The 16865-nt window shown below is 54.2% G+C and carries 13 protein-coding genes; 8 read left to right on the forward strand and 5 right to left on the reverse strand.

Annotated features, from left to right (window positions below):
- Positions 1 to 23: 23 nt before the first annotated feature.
- Complete coding sequence (locus CKV66_RS09825; RefSeq protein ID WP_085362888.1) at positions 24 to 1094, reverse strand: AI-2E family transporter; 1071 nt, start codon at positions 1092 to 1094, stop codon at positions 24 to 26.
- Between the two features lie 240 nt (positions 1095 to 1334).
- Here CKV66_RS09825 and purM point away from each other — a divergent pair, with 240 nt between their 5' ends.
- Positions 1335 to 2369 (forward strand): phosphoribosylformylglycinamidine cyclo-ligase, encoded by a 1035-nt coding sequence (gene purM, locus CKV66_RS09830; RefSeq protein WP_085362887.1) that lies wholly within the window; start codon positions 1335 to 1337, stop codon positions 2367 to 2369.
- 213 nt (positions 2370 to 2582) lie between these two features.
- The gene (locus tag CKV66_RS09835; RefSeq protein WP_085362885.1) at positions 2583 to 2819 is read left to right on the forward strand and encodes a hypothetical protein; all 237 of its coding nucleotides are present in this window, start codon (positions 2583 to 2585) and stop codon (positions 2817 to 2819) included.
- A gap of 89 nt (positions 2820 to 2908) precedes the next feature.
- Here CKV66_RS09835 and CKV66_RS09840 read toward each other — a convergent pair whose 3' ends face one another.
- Positions 2909 to 3748 carry a class I SAM-dependent methyltransferase gene (locus tag CKV66_RS09840; RefSeq protein ID WP_085362884.1) on the reverse strand — a complete coding sequence of 280 codons (840 nt, stop codon included), beginning with the start codon at positions 3746 to 3748 and terminating at the stop codon, positions 2909 to 2911.
- Positions 3749 to 3983: 235 nt separating this feature from the next.
- Here CKV66_RS09840 and gcvP point away from each other — a divergent pair, with 235 nt between their 5' ends.
- Together gcvP and CKV66_RS09850 are read left to right on the forward strand one after the other, a co-directional pair.
- Positions 3984 to 6827 carry an aminomethyl-transferring glycine dehydrogenase gene (gene gcvP / locus CKV66_RS09845; protein WP_085362921.1) on the forward strand — a complete coding sequence of 948 codons (2844 nt, stop codon included), beginning with the start codon at positions 3984 to 3986 and terminating at the stop codon, positions 6825 to 6827.
- Between the two features lie 149 nt (positions 6828 to 6976).
- On the forward strand, positions 6977 to 8242 hold the full coding sequence (locus CKV66_RS09850; RefSeq protein WP_231990484.1) for an endonuclease/exonuclease/phosphatase family protein: 1266 nt from the start codon (positions 6977 to 6979) through the stop codon (positions 8240 to 8242).
- 145 nt (positions 8243 to 8387) lie between these two features.
- Here the strand turns inward: CKV66_RS09850 and CKV66_RS09855 are convergent, their stop codons facing one another.
- Positions 8388 to 9644, reverse strand: coding sequence for a D-amino acid dehydrogenase (locus tag CKV66_RS09855; RefSeq protein WP_085362883.1), 1257 nt, complete (start codon positions 9642 to 9644; stop codon positions 8388 to 8390).
- 172 nt (positions 9645 to 9816) lie between these two features.
- Here CKV66_RS09855 and CKV66_RS09860 point away from each other — a divergent pair, with 172 nt between their 5' ends.
- Positions 9817 to 10281 carry a winged helix-turn-helix transcriptional regulator gene (locus CKV66_RS09860; protein ID WP_085362919.1) on the forward strand — a complete coding sequence of 155 codons (465 nt, stop codon included), beginning with the start codon at positions 9817 to 9819 and terminating at the stop codon, positions 10279 to 10281.
- A 178-nt stretch (positions 10282 to 10459) separates the two neighbouring features.
- Here the strand turns inward: CKV66_RS09860 and CKV66_RS09865 are convergent, their stop codons facing one another.
- Positions 10460 to 11185 carry a 16S rRNA (uracil(1498)-N(3))-methyltransferase gene (locus CKV66_RS09865; protein WP_085362882.1) on the reverse strand — a complete coding sequence of 242 codons (726 nt, stop codon included), beginning with the start codon at positions 11183 to 11185 and terminating at the stop codon, positions 10460 to 10462.
- A gap of 81 nt (positions 11186 to 11266) precedes the next feature.
- Here CKV66_RS09865 and CKV66_RS09870 point away from each other — a divergent pair, with 81 nt between their 5' ends.
- Positions 11267 to 12055: an inositol monophosphatase family protein gene (locus CKV66_RS09870; protein WP_085362881.1), complete on the forward strand. Its 789-nt coding sequence runs from the start codon at positions 11267 to 11269 to the stop codon at positions 12053 to 12055.
- Between the two features lie 452 nt (positions 12056 to 12507).
- Here CKV66_RS09870 and ppc read toward each other — a convergent pair whose 3' ends face one another.
- Positions 12508 to 15210 (reverse strand): phosphoenolpyruvate carboxylase, encoded by a 2703-nt coding sequence (gene ppc, locus CKV66_RS09875; protein WP_085362880.1) that lies wholly within the window; start codon positions 15208 to 15210, stop codon positions 12508 to 12510.
- 379 nt (positions 15211 to 15589) lie between these two features.
- Here ppc and moaC point away from each other — a divergent pair, with 379 nt between their 5' ends.
- Both moaC and CKV66_RS09885 read left to right on the forward strand, forming a co-directional pair.
- Positions 15590 to 16090, forward strand: a complete 501-nt coding sequence (moaC, locus tag CKV66_RS09880) for a cyclic pyranopterin monophosphate synthase MoaC (protein WP_085362879.1) — start codon at positions 15590 to 15592, stop codon at positions 16088 to 16090.
- 7 nt (positions 16091 to 16097) lie between these two features.
- On the forward strand, positions 16098 to 16865 hold the full coding sequence (locus CKV66_RS09885; protein WP_085362878.1) for a HesA/MoeB/ThiF family protein: 768 nt from the start codon (positions 16098 to 16100) through the stop codon (positions 16863 to 16865).

A 16865-nucleotide genomic window follows, 5' to 3' on the forward strand; every position in this document is an offset into this window, starting at 1 on the left:
TCTCATATCGGCGGCACTACCCTTTACTTATGCTTGTAAAACAGGCTCTTGAAGTAAACATCCGCCCCTTCGCGCAGCAGTACCAGCGTAACCGCCGCCAGCGGCAGGCCGATCAACATGCCCACGAAGCCCATCAACTGACCGAACGCCATCAACGAGAAAATCACCCAGAAAGGCGAAAGGCCGATGCGGTCGCCCACGATTTTCGGCGTGATGAAGAAGCTCTCCAAAAACTGCCCTACACCAAACACCGCCCACACCATCAGCAAACCCTGCCACGAACCGAATTGCAGCAAGGCTGCCAGCGTAGCCAACAGCAGGCCGGTAAACGCACCCAAATACGGCACAAACACCAAAATGCCGGCGATCATGCCGATGGCAAAGCCCGAATCCAAGCCGGTGAGCATCAGCCCCACGCCGTAAATCACGCCCATAATCAGCATGACCAACAGCTGACCGCGCAAAAACTCGCCCAACACCTTGTCCATATTGCCCGTGATGCGCGTGTAAGTGTCGATAAAGCGTCTCGGAATCAAAGCCTTAATCCCGCGCGACCAACGTTGCCAGTCGAGCAGGAAATAATAAAGCAGAAACGGCAGCAGCATCAGATTGGTCAAGCCCACCGCCACATTGCTGCTCTGGCGCATCAAGGTCGGCGCAATCCGGCGCAGGGCATTGTTCAACTCGCCCGTGTGCGATTGAATCCACACAGCAATACTCTGCACATTAATCGTTGCATGCTTGCCCGCCAACTTATCCAGCCACGGCAACAGCTTGCCCTGCACAAAATCCACAATCTGCGGCACGCGGTCGATCATATTGTTAAACTGGCTGATCAGCATCGGCACAATAATCAGCATCAAAGCCAACAATATCAGCAGCGCAAAAATCATCACCAGCATCGACGCCGGGCCGCGCTTCACACCTTTATTACGCAGCTTTTCCACCAACGGGTTCAAAATATACGCCAGCACCGCCGCCACAATAAACGGCGTCAAAATATTGCCCAGCGCATACAGCAGCCACACCAGCAGCAACAGCACCACCGTCATCACAATCCACGGCTTCGCACCGCGCGTTTTTTTACGATACATAATCTTTCCTGTGTGCAAATCCACGCACTTTTCCCGTGCGTTTCAAAAACGGAGTGAAGCATACCAGTTTAGACCGCGCCGCGCATCAAGCAGCCGACAATCGGCACATGAAGCGGATTCGCATCTATTAATAGCAAATAGCCCGAAGGCCGTCTGAAATTATTTGCCCGCCGCAAACCATGCTTCTGCAAATTCAGGTAAAATAGCCGCAATTTTTATCCCTTACAGAGAGCCAGAAACATGAGCGATTCATTGAGCTACCGCGACGCAGGCGTAGACATCGACGCAGGCGACCAACTCGTTGAAAACATCAAACCTTTTGCCAAACGCACCATGCGCCCCGAAGTATTGGGCGATTTGGGCGGCTTCGGCGCACTGGTGGAAATCGGCCAAAAATACCAAAACCCCGTGCTCGTTTCCGGCACCGACGGCGTGGGCACCAAACTGAAACTGGCTTTCGATTGGGACAAACACGACACCGTGGGCATCGACCTCGTGGCCATGAGCGTGAACGACATTCTGGTGCAAGGCGCGGAGCCGCTGTTTTTTCTCGACTACTTCGCCTGCGGCAAACTCGATGTTGCCCGCGCTACCGACGTGATTAAAGGCATTGCCCAAGGCTGCGAAGAATCCGGCTGCGCCCTCATCGGCGGCGAAACCGCCGAAATGCCCGGCATGTATCCCGAAGGCGAATACGACTTGGCCGGCTTCGCCGTGGGCGTGGTGGAAAAAGACCAAGTGATCAACGGCCGCAGCATCGTGTCCGGCGACGTGGTGCTGGGCTTGGCTTCCAACGGCGCCCATTCCAACGGCTATTCATTGGTACGCAAAATCATCGAGCGCGACCAGCCCGATTTGGACGCACCGTTCGACGGCGGCAAAACCCTGCGCCAAGCCATCATCGCCCCTACCCGCCTGTATGTGAAACCGATTCTCGCCGCATTGAAACAGTTCACCATCAAAGGCATGGCGCACATCACCGGCGGCGGCATCACCGAAAACGTACCGCGCGTGCTGCCCGAAAACACCGTCGCCCAAATCGACGTCAAAGCATGGGAAATGCCCAAGCTGTTCCAATGGCTGCAGCAAGCGGGCAACGTGGCGCAACAAGAAATGTACCGCACCTTCAACTGCGGCATCGGCATGGTCGTCATCATCGCTAAAGAAGATGCCGATGCAGTGCAAACATTCTTGGCCGAACAAGGCGAAACCGTTTACCGCTTAGGCGAAATCCGCGCGCGCAACGGCGACGAGCACCAAACCCAAGTGGCCTAACATCAGGTTTACTTCAGTCAATCATAGTGAATCAACTTAAAAATAGTACGTTCGTCATACTCGGGCTTGACCCGAGTATCTCCTAAAGTTGCTGGAACTCTAGATACTCGGGTCAAGCCCGAGTATGACGGTATTGTTATTAAAATGATATAAAGGCCGTCTGAAAACACATTTTCAGACGGCCTTCCCTTCAAATCAAAGCCGTTCAACCCCATGAACATCATCGAAAAACAAGCCTTAAAATTCATCCTCAAACACACGCAGGAAACGCATCAGCAGGAAATGTCCGACTACGTGCAAACCCATTGGGCACGCTACCGCGCAGGCGAAATCAATCTGCAAGAAGCCAAAACACTCGCCAAACAAGCCCGCCCGATGCTGAAGCCCGAAAGCGTGGCCGAGCTGACCGAGTTCGCAAAAAAATGGGGAAAACGCTTAAATCTCAAATAGCCTCTATCTGATGCCGTCTGAAAGCGGGCTTTGCGAGCTTCGCTAAAGCGAACTCTTTAAGGGTTTCGCCCAAACCCCGCATCAGCTTTTCAGACGGCCTCTCCCAACGCAATACGCACAATCCGTTGGTCTAAGTTCCGCTTACCCCAACGGGTACGGTAAAGCAAACGGGCGATCCACGGATAGCGGTGGCCGCAGCAATCACTTAAATAAGCCACATGCTCGACACGCAAGCCGGGCAGCCACTTCTCCATCTCGCTTACATCAACCACTGACCATTTGAATTCGGGGCGTTCGCCGCCTTTATTCATTTTCTTCAGTGTATCATGGTACTTCGCTTTGCCGACCGCCACCGCCGGCACGATATCGAATACCACGACCACGCCCGGCAGCTTGCGTATGAGTTTGGCAAAAAGCGCCTGCACTTCCGTCACGTCAAAATACATCAGCACCCCTTCCAGCACCAACAAAACGGGCTTGCCGTGCGCCGCTACCGTATCCATCCAGCCTTCATTAAACATCGACTCAGCCAGATAATGATTGCCGTCTTCCGGCAGCAGTTGTCGGCGCAGTTCAATCACTTCGGGTAAATCCAAATCATACCAAGCGATAACGGCGGGTTTGCCCAAACGCTCGAAACGCGCATCCAGCCCCGCGCCGAGCTGCACAACCACGGCATCGGGGTGTTTTGCCAAAAAGCCTTTGATTTCATTATCCATCAAAGCGGCACGCCCGCAGCAGCCGGGCTGCGACATTTTTGCTCTGGCAAACGTGCTGAAATCGTAGTCGATCTGTTTCATCATGCGCGCGGCCGCCTCGTCCCGCAGCAGCGCATCGGGTCGGTCGTTTTCCACCGCTTTCGCCCACAGCGTAATCAGCATGGTTTCCGATAAAGTGCCGACTTTATCGGGAGAAATTTTGCCGTCCATCAGCATATACCTCCACTCTAATAGGAATTATTCTCAATCATAGCACATACCCGTTTCAGACGGCCTCACGCCTTCCAAGCCGAATCCCGCCGTTTAACTTACGTTTCGGGCATTGTTTATACCCCTGCTTCACAGAAAACCCGTGCCCGCCGCCCAAAAAAGCGTTTAAAATAGCCTGCGTCTGGGCGGCTCTGCACCGATGCTGCCGCCCCGCTTTACATACAAAGGAAAAATCATGGATTTCAAAGATTTGTTTAACCAAAACGAATTTGCATCACGCCACATCAGTTTCAAAGACGAAGCGGCGCTATTGAAAGCCCTCGGCGAAAGCAGCATGGAAAGTTTTATCGACAACACCGTGCCGCAAAGCATCCGTATGCCGTCTGAACTCAATCTGCCCGAAGCCTTGAGTGAGGCCGATGCGTTGGCGAAGCTCAAAGGTGTGGCGGCGAAAAACAAGGTGAACAAAAGCTATATCGGCTTGGGCTATTACCCGACCCGCCTGCCGAATGTGATTTTGCGCAATGTGCTGGAAAACCCGGGCTGGTACACGGCTTATACGCCTTATCAGTCGGAAGTGGCGCAAGGCCGTTTGCAGGCTTTGTTGAACTTCCAGCAAATGTGTATCGACCTTACCGGCTTTGAAGTGGCGGGCGCGTCGTTGTTGGATGAGGCGACGGCGGCGGCCGAGGCGATGGCGATGGCCAAGCGCGTGGGTAAGTCTAAATCGAATCAATTTTTTGTGGACGAGCGCGTGTATCCGCAAACGCTCGACGTGATGAAAACCCGTGCCAAATATTTCGGCTTTGAGTTGGTGGTGGGCGATTTTCAGACGACCTCCGAAGGCGATTTCTTCGGCGCGCTGTTCCAATATGTCGGCAAAGACGGCGATGTGCGCGATTTGGAAGCCGTGATAGGCCGTCTGAAAGAAAAAGGCGTGATTGTGGCGGTGGCGGCCGACGTGATGAGCTTGGTGCTGCTGAAATCGCCCGCTTCTTTAGGCGCCGACATTGCTTTGGGCAACACCCAGCGTTTCGGCGTGCCGATGGGCTTCGGCGGCCCGCACGCGGCTTACTTTGCGTTTAAAGACGAATTCAAACGCTCGTCGCCCGGCCGCATTATCGGCGTGTCGAAAGACGCTTCGGGCAAACCCGCGCTGCGCATGGCTTTATCGACCCGCGAGCAGCACATCCGCCGCGAAAAGGCGACTTCCAACATCTGTACCGCGCAGGCTCTGCTGGCCAACTTGGCGGGCATGTACGCCGTTTACCACGGCCCGGAAGGTGTGAAACGCATTGCCAACCGCATTCACGCGCTGGCGGCTGCGTTTGCCGACGCGGTGGTTTCAGACGGCCTCAAAGTGGTGCATGAAGTGTTCTTCGACACCGTAGCCGTAGATTGCGGCGCGAAAGCCAAAGAGATTTATCAGGCCGCCTTAAATGCGGGCTACAACCTGCGTCAAGTGAATGAAAACGTGTTGGCCGTGGCGTTCCATGAGGAAACGTCCGCCGCCGATTTTGCCAAGTTGGTGGAACTCTTTACCGGCAAAGCGCAAAGCCTGCCCGAACAAGCCTCGAGCAAACTTTCAGACGGCCTGTTGAGAAAAGATGCCATCTTGCAGCACCCCGTGTTCAACAGCTACCACACCGAACACGAAATGCTGCGCTACCTGAAAAAGCTGGAAGAACGCGACTTGGCGATGAACCGCAGCATGATTTCACTCGGCAGCTGTACCATGAAGCTGAACGCCACCAGCGAAATGCTGCCGATTACTTGGCCCGAGTTCAGCAGCATCCACCCCTTCGCCCCGCGCGACCAAGTGGCGGGCTACATGCAGATGCTCACCGATTTGCAAGACCAGCTCAAAGCCATCACCGGATTTGACGCAATTTCCATCCAGCCGAACTCCGGCGCACAAGGCGAATACACCGGCTTGCTGTCTATCCGCCGCTATCACGAAGCCAACGGTCAGCCCGACCGCAACGTGTGCCTGATTCCCCAATCCGCGCACGGCACCAACCCCGCCACCGCGCAAATGCTGAGTATGAAAGTGGTGGTGGTGAAAACCGACGAGCAGGGTAACGTCGATATCGAAGACCTGAAAGCCAAAGCCGCCGAGCATCAGCAAAACTTGGGCGCGCTGATGATTACCTATCCCTCCACCCACGGCGTGTATGAAGAAGGCATCCGCGACATCTGCCAAATCATCCACGACCACGGCGGCCAAGTGTATATGGACGGCGCGAACATGAACGCCCAAATCGGCATCATGCAGCCCGCCGAAGTGGGCGCAGACGTATTGCACATGAACCTGCACAAAACCTTCTGCATCCCGCACGGCGGCGGCGGCCCCGGCATGGGGCCCATCGGCTTGAAAGCCCATCTCGCCCCGTTCGCACCGAGCCACACCGTATCGCCCGTGGAAGGCGCAACCGACGGCATGAGCGCCGTATCCTCCGCGCCCTACGGCTCCGCCAGCATCCTGCCGATTACTTGGATGTACATCACCATGATGGGCAAAACCGGCATGGAGCAGGCCACCCAATGGGCATTGCTGAACGCCAACTATGTCGCCAAAGAATTGAGCGCGGATTACCCGATTCTCTACACCGGCAAAAACGGCCGCGTTGCGCACGAATGTATCGTTGATTTGCGTCCGCTCAAAGCCGAAAGCGGCATTACCGAAACCGACATCGCCAAACGCCTGATGGATTACGGCTTCCACGCCCCCACCGTGTCGTTCCCCGTGGCCGGTACGCTGATGATAGAGCCGACCGAAAGCGAAAGCAAAGCCGAACTCGACCGCTTCATCGCCGCGTTGAAGTCCATCAAACAGGAAGTGCTGAAAGTGCAAAACGGCGTATGGCCGAAAGACGACAATCCGTTGGTCAACGCACCGCACACCGCCTTTAACGTGGCCGGAGAATGGAACCGCGCCTACACCCGCGAAGAAGCCGTATTCCCGCTGCCCTATGTGCGCGAAAACAAATTCTGGCCGAGCGTGAACAGGGTGGACGATGTGTACGGCGACAGGAATTTGGTCTGCTCTTGCCCGCCGATGAGCGCGTATGAAGAGTAAACCGATAATCGGCGGATAAGCTGATGAATCAGTGTAAAACAGCCGAAGCGTGTTTGAAGCGCGCTTCGGCTGTTGTTTTTCAATTCGTAGAGGCGGTTTGGCTTGTGATACAAATATTTTAGAACCATTGCCGGTTGCACAAAGCCTCGATGCCGTCTGAAAGCTCACAAGTTTGCTTTCAGACGGCATCAAACACCAATCCCAAGCAGATTATTTCCGATACAGGTTTGCAGCATCACAAGGCTTTCGTTAATATCCACCCGATACACCATTTCTTTCCCGCTTTTTATATTATGTCCGCATTTGATCTTACCGACTGGCTGCTGTTTGCCTTGCTGCTGTTGCCGATTTTGGCCACCCTGCTCCCTTTAATCAACCACAGCCATTGGACGTTCCGCATCTTCGACTTTCCCCGTCCGCAGATAGCCGCCGTAAGCCTGTTGTGCGTGGTGCTGAACATTCTTTGGCAGCAGCACGAACATCCGCTCTTCATCGCCTTTGAAATCCTCAACCTCGCCTGCTTCGCCTACCAGCTCAAAGAAATCGCCGCCTACACCCGCCTGAGCAAACCCGAAGTGCTCCAGTATAAAGGCGACGACAACGACCGCACCATCTCACTGATTACCGGCAACGTGCTCACCCACAACCGCCGAGCCGACCTGCTGCTCAACCAAGTACGCCAATATCAGCCCGACGTCGTGCTCACTTTGGAAAGCGACGGCTGGTGGGAACAACAACTCGCCCCGCTCGAACACGAACTCGACTACACCTATACCGTTAAAATCCCGCTCGACAACCTTTACGGCATGCACCTATACAGCCGCCTGCCCCTGCAAAACGTCGAAATCCGCCATTGGGTTGCCGAAGACATCCCCTCGATTGCCGCCGAGCTGCAACTGCGCTCCGGCGAATGGATACGCATTTACTGCCTGCATCCCATGCCGCCCAGCCCCACCGAAGCCGACACCTCCACCGACCGCGATGCCGAACTGCTGCTCGTCGGCAAAGAAATCGAAAAAAACAACCATTCCGTGCTCGTGTTCGGCGACCTAAACGACGTAGCATGGTCGCGCACCTCGCGGCTGTTCCAACAAATCAGCGGCCTGCTCGACCCCCGCAAAGGCCGAGGCATGTACAGCACCTTCCACGCCGGCTACCCGCTCCTGCGCTGGCCGCTCGACCACATTTTCCACAGCAGCGACTTCATGATGAGCCGCATCGAAGTGCTGCCCACCATCGGCTCCGACCACTTCCCCGTGTACGGTAAATTCCAATTCGCCCCCGCCGCCGAAGCCGTGCAGGAAAAAGAAGCTGCCGACAGCGAAGAAAAACAGGAAGCGCGCGAAAAAATCGCCGAAGCGGAGCCGATTAAAGAAGTGGTTGCCGAGAAATATACGGAGAACGGTAAGCAGTAAAACATGAATCAAATATAGTGAAGCATACACATCAATAGGTTTTGAATAATCAAGGTTGCTTACATCATTTAAGGCCGTCTGAAAAAGTTTAGCGAAGTTCGCAAACTCATTTTCAGACGGCCTCTGCTTTAGATTGGTGGTTTTACTATTTGCGGTAACGGCTCAAACCCAAATCATCGCTGCGCACTTCGGTAGCTTTGCCGCACACCAAATCGGCGGTGATTTTTGCCGAGCCGAGCGACATCGTCCAGCCCAGCGTGCCGTGACCGGTGTTGGTAAAGAGGTTGCCGAAGCGGGTGCCGCCGACAATCGGCGTGCTGTCGGGTGTCATCGGGCGCAGGCCGCTCCAGAATGTTGCTTTGCCCAAATCGCCGCCGTGCGGGTACAAATCTTTAACCACGAGCTCCAAGGTTTCGCGGCGTTCGGGATTTAAATGAATGGCGTATCCCGACAACTCTGCCATGCCGCCGACGCGGATGCGTTGGTCGAAACGGGTAATCGCCACTTTGTAGGTTTCGTCGATAATGGTGGAAACGGGCGCGGCGTCGCTGTCGATGATGGGAACGGTGAGCGAGTAACCTTTGACGGGATAAACTGGCAAATCCAGCCCCAATTCGGTTAATGCGGGGCGGCTGAAGCTGCCGAGGGCGCACACATAGCGGTCGGCTTCGAAGCGCTGCCCGCCTGCGTAAACGGCTTTAATGAGGCCGTCTGAATGTTCGATGCGCTCGATGGTGTGGTTAAACTTAAACTCCACGCCTTTTTCGGCGCACATGGCGGCGAGCGTGCGGGTAAAGAGGTGGCAGTCGCCGGTGGCGTCGTTCGGCAGATGCAGGGCGCCGGCAATTTTGTGCAGCGCGCTTTTCAAAGCAGGCTCGTATTGCAGGCACTCTTCGGCTTTTAGCCTTTGGTAAGGCACGCCGTATGCTTCGAGCACTTCAATGTCTTTGGCGGCGGCTTCTACTTCGTGCAGGCTGCGGAAAATCTGCAATGTGCCTTTGCTCCGCCCTTCAAAACCGATGCCGGTTTGGGCTTCCAAGCGGCGGAACATTTCGCGGCTGTATTCTGAAATCCGCACCATGCGCTCTTTATTGGTGTGGTAGCGGGCTGCGTTACAGTTTGCCAGCATCTGCCACAGCCATTGCAGTTGAAACAGGCTGCCGTCGGGTTTGAAAATCAGCGGCGAATGCTTTTTAAACAGCCATTTCGCTGCTTTTGCGGGAATGCCCGGTGCCGCCCACGGCGTGGTGTAGCCGTAGGAAAGCTGGCCTGCGTTGGCAAAGCTGGTTTCCATGGCCGCGCCGTCGGCACGGTCGATTACCGTTACTTTGCAGCCCGCTTCCAACAAATACCAAGCCGTGCACACGCCTGCCACGCCTGCGCCCAATACGATAACGTGCATAGTTTTTCTCTTTTCATCCTTTCGGTGCTGACGCAAAACGGCTATAAAGCCGCCGATTTTATCCGTAGTGTATTTTCAAGTCTAAATAATTATTAATAGTTTTATTCACTTTATTTAAGCCGTAAAAAAGATTATTATTATGACAATTTGAATGGATATAGTGAATAATTTGATGAAAGAACTGGATAAAACCGACCGCAAAATTTTAAAAATCCTGCAACAAAACGCCCGCATTCCGATGACGGAATTGGCTGAAAAAGTCGGCCTGTCCACCACGCCCGTAACCGAGCGCGTGCGCCGTTTGGAACGTGAAAACATCATCACCGGCTACCACGCCCACCTCAACCCGCACGCTTTGGGGCAAAGCCTGTTGGTGTTTGTGGAACTCAAACTGCGCTCGAAGTCGGGCAATATTTTTGAAGACTTCCGCCGCGAAGTATCGATGATTCCGCAAATTTTGGAATGCCATTTGGTGTCGGGCGAATACGACTATTTAATCAAAGTGCGCCTGCCCGATATGTCGGCCTACCGCGATATGCTCGGCAATATCCTGCTGCAACTGCCTGCCGCCGCCGAAAGCCGCAGCTATGTGGTGATGGAAGAAGTGAAAGAAGATGTGTTGCTGGCCTTAGATTGAGTTTTCAGACGGCCTCAACCGCATATCCGGCCGCAAACCTGTTCACACATGCTTACGCCGGATTTTCCAGCACACTTTTCATACACCCAACGCCCTACACAAACCGGAGGCCGTCTGAAAAAGCACTTTCAGACGGCCTGATTCATTTCGACAGCCCTATCCGTTCGCAGGCACAACATCAGGCAAAATCACCCCACAATGCCTGCATGGCCGCAATCGCTGCCAACGAAGCCGTTTCCGTGCGCAATACCCGCGGCCCTAAGGTTATCGAACGGAACCCCGCATCAAAAGCCTGTTGCTCTTCCGCCGCCGTCCAACCGCCTTCGGGGCCGATCATCAGCACCACATGGCGCGGAGGCGGCTCAATATCTTTCAAAGCCGAAGCGCGGTTCAGGCTCATCAACAAACGTGTGCCGTCGTCGGGCAGCGCGGCCAGCGCATCGCGGTAGTTTTGCAGCGGCAGCACTTGCGGCACGCTGTTTCTGCCGCTTTGTTCGCAAGCCGAAACCACAATATCCTGCCAACGCGCGGCACGCTTGTCGGCACGTTCTCCGCTCAAGCGCACCACACAACGTTCGCTCAACACAGGCCGTATTTCGGTTACGCCCAATTCCACGCTTTTCTGCAAAGTAAAATCCATGCGCTCGCCGCTTGAAACCGCCTGCACCAGCGTAATCCGCAGCGGAGATTCGTTGTCGGCAGCCTCTTCGCACAAAATTTCCGCCTCGGCACGGCGCTTTTCCAAAATACTCAGTCGGGAGGGATACGCTTTGCCGTTTCCGTTAAATAAAACAATTTCTTCATGAATGCGGGTGCGCAGCACATTTAAATGGCGCACCACATTGTCGGGCAAATCAACGGTTTGGCCGGTGTGCAAAGCAAAAGGGACGTAAAAGCGCGGCATACGGGGTTGGTGTCGTTGGCAGAAAAAAGTTAATATTGTCGTTTTCAGGCCGAAATAGCAAGTATTTAAGGACGATTCATCGTGTTAGACAAACTGCATGTGCTGGTGCGCGAAGTGGCGCGTGCCGAAGTAATGCCCCGCTTTTTAGATGTCAGCATCAGCCGCAAAGCCGACGGCTCGCTGCTCACAGAAGCGGATTTGGCGGCACAGGCGGCATTTGCGGCTAAACTGCCCGAAATCATCGACTGCCCCATGCTCGGCGAAGAAATGACGCCCCGCCGCCAGCAAGAACTATGGCAGCACAACCGCGACGGGCTGTGGGTGGTCGATCCTATCGACGGCACCAACAATTTCATCAACGGCCTGCCCCATTTCGCGCTTTCGTGCGCCTATATCCGCAACGGCCGCGCCCAACTCGGCGTGGTGTACAACCCCGTCAGCGACGAATGTTTTTACTCCGAACACCAAAAAGGCGCTTATCTCAACGGCCGCCCCCTGCCCTTGCGCCATGTCGACAAGCAGCTGCACGAAGCCATTGCGGGCGTAGAAATCAAATACCTGCGTTCCGGCAAGCTCTCCAGCCGCATGAACACGCTCGCGCCGTTCGGCAGCCTGCGCAGCATGGGCAGCAGCACGCTTGATTGGTGTTATCTTGCCGCCGGCCGCTACGATATTTATGTTCACGGCGGTCAAAAATTGTGGGATTACGCCGCGGGTGCGTTAATTTTTGAAGAAGCGGGCGGCAGCTTGGCCACGCTGGAAGGCGACGCTTTCTGGAGCGGCGAGCATGTGTTCAAACGCTCGGTTATCGCCGGCCTGCAAACGGATTTGTTTGAAAAATGGCTGAAATGGATACGCGAAAACCAATAATCGCTTGGAATTTATTTATGCCATTTGCAAACAAACAACACTGAACGTAAAAAATGAAAATAATTGCACAGATTAACCCCATTTAAAGCTAACTGGGTTTAGAATGCAAAGCACTGGCAGCGGTTGCCTTTTCTCCCTTGAGGCAGCCCAAGACAGTAAGACGTTTTCCCGCAATGTATTGACCATTCATACTTCTCCCTTGGTATGAATGGTTTTTTTTGTCTGGATTTTGCGTCTTTTATGCTATGAAAGAACAACTCTCCAATCATGCCGATATCCTAGAAATATCTTTTTAACATAAAATATTACATACCCTATTCATAAATCCAATAAAAAACAGCCGATATGCTTCTGCATACCGGCTGTTTGCTGTTTTAAAAATGAAATCAAAGGCCGTCTGAAAGTGAGCTTTGCGAACTTCGCTAAAAACATTTTCAGACGGCCTTTTAAGTTTAGCCCGTGTTACGCAATCCCTGTGCCACGCCGTTAATGGTCAGGTGCACCATTTGCAGCAGGTGGGCATTTTCAGGGTCTTGGCGCAAGCGTTTGAGCAAAGCTATCTGCAAGCCGCCCAGTGCGTTGAGATAGGGAATCCTCAAGGCCAGCGAGCGGGCGAGGCTGCGGTTGTCGCTAAGCAGCTCTTCGGTTTGCAGAATATCCATGAGTGCTTGGCGGCTCTTGAGGTATTCTTGCTTGATCATGGCGAAAATCTCGGCGGCTCGTTCGGGCGACCGGCTCAAACCTGCGTAGTTTTCGGCCAGCGTCAAATCGGTTTTTGCCATTACCTGCTCCATATTCGACAGCATGGTTTGGAAAAACGGATTGTTTTGCGCATGCTGCTGCAAGTCTTTCAGACGGCCTGAATCGGCTTGGCACAATTCTTCCACCGCGCTGCCGAAGCCGTACCACGCAGGCAGCATCAGGCGGTTTTGCGTCCATGAAAACACCCACGGAATCGCACGCAAATCTTGAATGCGTGCCAATGTTTTGCGGCTGGCTGGGCGGCTGCCCAAGTTGAGGGTGGCAATCTCTTGAATCGGGCTGGTTTGCAGGAAGTAGTCGATAAAGCCGTCGCAGGTAATCAGGGCGCGGTAGTGTTTGAAGGCGCTGTCGGACAATGCCTGCATCAGTGTGCTGTCGGGGTCTTGGTGTTGCGGCAGCAGGCTGGCTTCAAGCGTGGCGGCAACCAGTGTTTCCAAGTTGCGGTGCGCGTTGCCGGCATCGGCATATTTGGCGGTAATCACTTCGCCCTGCTCGGTAATGCGGATTTGTCCGGCCACGCTGCCTTCGGGCTGCGCCAATATGGCTTGGTAAGACGGGCCGCCGCCACGACCGACGCTGCCGCCGCGACCGTGAAACAGGCGCATTCTGATGCCATGCCGTCTGAAAAGTTCTACCAAGCCTTGTTCTGCCTGATACAAGCCCCACGAGCTGGTTACATAACCGCCGTCTTTATTGCTGTCGGAATAGCCGAGCATGATTTCCTGCGTGTTGTCGCGGCTGGCCAGCAAATCGCGGTACCACGGCAGGTTAAAAAGAGTGTCCATCACGGAACAGGCGTTTTCGAGTGCTTCGATGGTTTCAAACAGCGGCACGATGTTGATACGGCTCACGGGCTTGCCGTTTTCCAACACCAGCAGGCCGGTTTCCTGTAACAAAACGGCTAAGGCCAACAGGTCGCTGGGCTGTTCGCAGTTGGAAATGATGCTTTGGTTGATGGCTTTTTCGCCCAGCTCGTCTTTCACTTTACGCGCTTCGTGGAAAATCGCCAGCTCGTGCTGCGTGTGTTCGCTGTAATCAATATAAGGGTTGTACAGCGGGCGCTGGTTGCTTAGCTCGCGCAGCAAAACGGCTTGTTTTTCCTGCTCCGTCAGGCTGTCGTAATCTTCCAAACCTGCATGGCGGAAAAGTTCTGCCACCACTTCGGCATGCTTGGCAGCATGTTGGCGCAAATCGAGCGGCATCATGTAAAAGCCGAACACGGAAGCGGCGCGGATGATGTCGGCCAAACGCGCATCGGCCAGCATGGCGCTGCCGTTATCGCGCAAAGACCGCTGCATGGCTTTCAAGTCGGCAATAAATGCTTCAGCGTTTGGATAAGGTTCGCCCAAACCGAATTTGCAACCCAAAGTCAGGCCGATTTCATGCCCGCGGGCAATCAGGCGCGACATGATGTAGGCAATGGCGCGGCGGTAAGGCTCTTCTTCGCGGGCGATTTCGGTATCGGGCGACACGGCGGCCAGCGCCAGCACTTCTTCGCTCACGTTCACACGCCGTGTCGACAGCGGCAAATCGTGATACAGCTCGGCCAATTGGCGGCGGTAATAGTGGAATACGGTGTCGGCATGCTGCCTAAAGGCATGGCGCAAGGTTTCGGCGGATACGAAAGGATTGCCGTCGCGGTCGCCGCCTATCCAGCCGCCGATTTGCAGAATGTCGGGGATGCGGATATCGGGATAGGTCGTCTGAAATTCTTTTTCGATGCTGCGGTACAGTTTGGGCAGGGCTTGGAAAAAACTCAACGGGAAAATAGAAACGCCGTTGTTGATCTCGTTTTTAACGGTAACTTTGAAATGGCGGGTTTCACTGGTTTGCCACAAAGCGAGCAAGGTGGCATCGACTTCGCGTTGCAATTCCGTGCGTTCTTCATCGCTGTTGCAACGCTCGTATTGCGGCAGTAAGGCACGGATGCGGCGGTGGAAATTCAAAGTCGCCTGACGCTGCACTTCGGTAGGATGTGCCGTCAACACGGCGGCAATGTGGGTATGGTCGAGCTGGTTTTGCACGGCTGCGGCGTCCACTCCGTGTGCTTTGAGTTTGCGCACCGTATCGGCCACGCTGCCCGACGCGGCGGAGCTGCCGGCGTGTTCGTGCGCCAAACGGCGGCGTTCGTGATGCACATCTTCGGCGATATTCAACATCTGCGAAAACAACCCGCATGCCAGAATCAGGTTTTGGGTTTGGCGCTCATTCAACTTGGGCAGCACTTCTTCAATTACCGCGCTGCTGTCGTCTGAATCGGCCAGTTTTTTAATCGTGTTCAGCACGATTTCCGTGGTTTCGTTGTGCAGAAGTTTAAACAGCGATTGCGTTAAAAACTCCGCATCGGCTGCTAAGGGTTCGTCTTTCGGATTGCTGAGAATGTGAAGCCGCATGGTCTTTCTTTCGTAACATTAACGGTGCGGGGATTGTATAGCAAGGTTTGCGAAGAAACCATCATTGTCGGCAATCCGGCCTGAATCGGCTTGATTTGAATCCGAATATTCGAGGTTCAAAAAATCAAAATAGATATAAAATATGCCGTAAAGCAAACGCCCTAATACTGCCGTTTATGCACTGTGGCATCGCCCGACATCTTTTTGAGCAATATAGACATTACCATAGTCGGCACAGTAAAAATCACTTAAAATAGCAGCCATGCCACCGTAGTTTTCAGACGGCCTGCTTTTATCTGTATGACAAGTAGCAATATGTTGATTTACACAACGGCAGAGCCGCTTTATTTTTTATTTCAAGCACATTCAGGAAACGATCATGATCGACTTAACCCACTTCAACGAAAACAACGAAGCCCACATGGTAGATATCGGCGAAAAAGCGCCCACCAAACGCGTTGCCAAAGCCAGCGGCTACATCAACATGAGCCGCGAAGCCATCCAGCTGATTGCCAACGGCGCCGCCAACAAAGGCGACGTTTTGGGCATCGCCCGCGTAGCAGGCATACAGGCTTCCAAACAAACCGGCTTTCTGATTCCTTTGTGCCATCCCGTCGCCCTGACCCATGTGCGCATCGACTTCGATGTCGACCTCCAACTGGCCCGCGTGAAAACCACCGTAACCGCCAGCACCGAAGGTAAAACCGGCGTGGAAATGGAAGCCTTAACGGCGGTTAACATTTCCCTGCTCACCATTTACGACATGCTCAAAGCCGTAGATAAAAGCATGGTTATTTCACAAATTCATTTAGAAGAAAAAGCCGGCGGCAAGAGCGGCAATTTCGTTTTCGACAACAACTTAGAAAACCTCAACTATTAAAACCGATATGGACGACCGCGACCTGCTGCGTTACAGCCGCCACATCCTGCTTGAAGAAATCGGCATCGAAGGCCAGCAAAAACTGCTTAATGCCTCGGCATTGGTGGTCGGCTGCGGCGGCTTGGGCGCGGCGGTTTTGCCTTATCTGGCCGCCGCCGGCGTGGGGCATTTGATAATAGCCGACCACGACACCATCGACAGCACCAACCTCCAACGCCAAATCACCTTCACCGAAGCCGATATCGGTTTAAGCAAAGCCGAAGTGATGGCAGGCCGTCTGAAAAACATCAACAGCCGCATCCGTATCAGCGCGCTGAACGAACAGCTCACCGAAGAACGGTTAAGAGACTTGATGGCGGGCGTTTCCATTGCAATTGACTGCTGCGACAACTTTGCCACCCGTCAAGCCGTGAACCGGGCATCCGTCGCCACCCGCACTCCGTTGGTTTCCGGCGCTGCCGTGCGCTTTGAAGGCCAGCTTGCCGTGTACCGCCCCGACCTCTCCGATTCGCCCTGCTACGCCTGCCTGTTTGACGGCAACCACGCTGACGACGGCGCTTGCGCCCTATTCGGCGTATTCTCGCCGCTGGTCGGCATCATCGGCACCACTCAAGCCGGCGAAGCACTGAAAATCTTAGCAGGCATCGGCAAGCAAAGCCACGGCACGCTTTCCGTCTATGACGCTCTGCAAAACGAATGGCAGCAGTTTGAACTGGAAAAAAATCCGCACTGCCGCGTCTGCGCTTCAAATCAGCCATCTCAACAACAGCCTTGA

Source organism: Neisseria zoodegmatis (assembly GCF_900187305.1).
Taxonomy (GTDB): domain Bacteria; phylum Pseudomonadota; class Gammaproteobacteria; order Burkholderiales; family Neisseriaceae; genus Neisseria; species Neisseria zoodegmatis.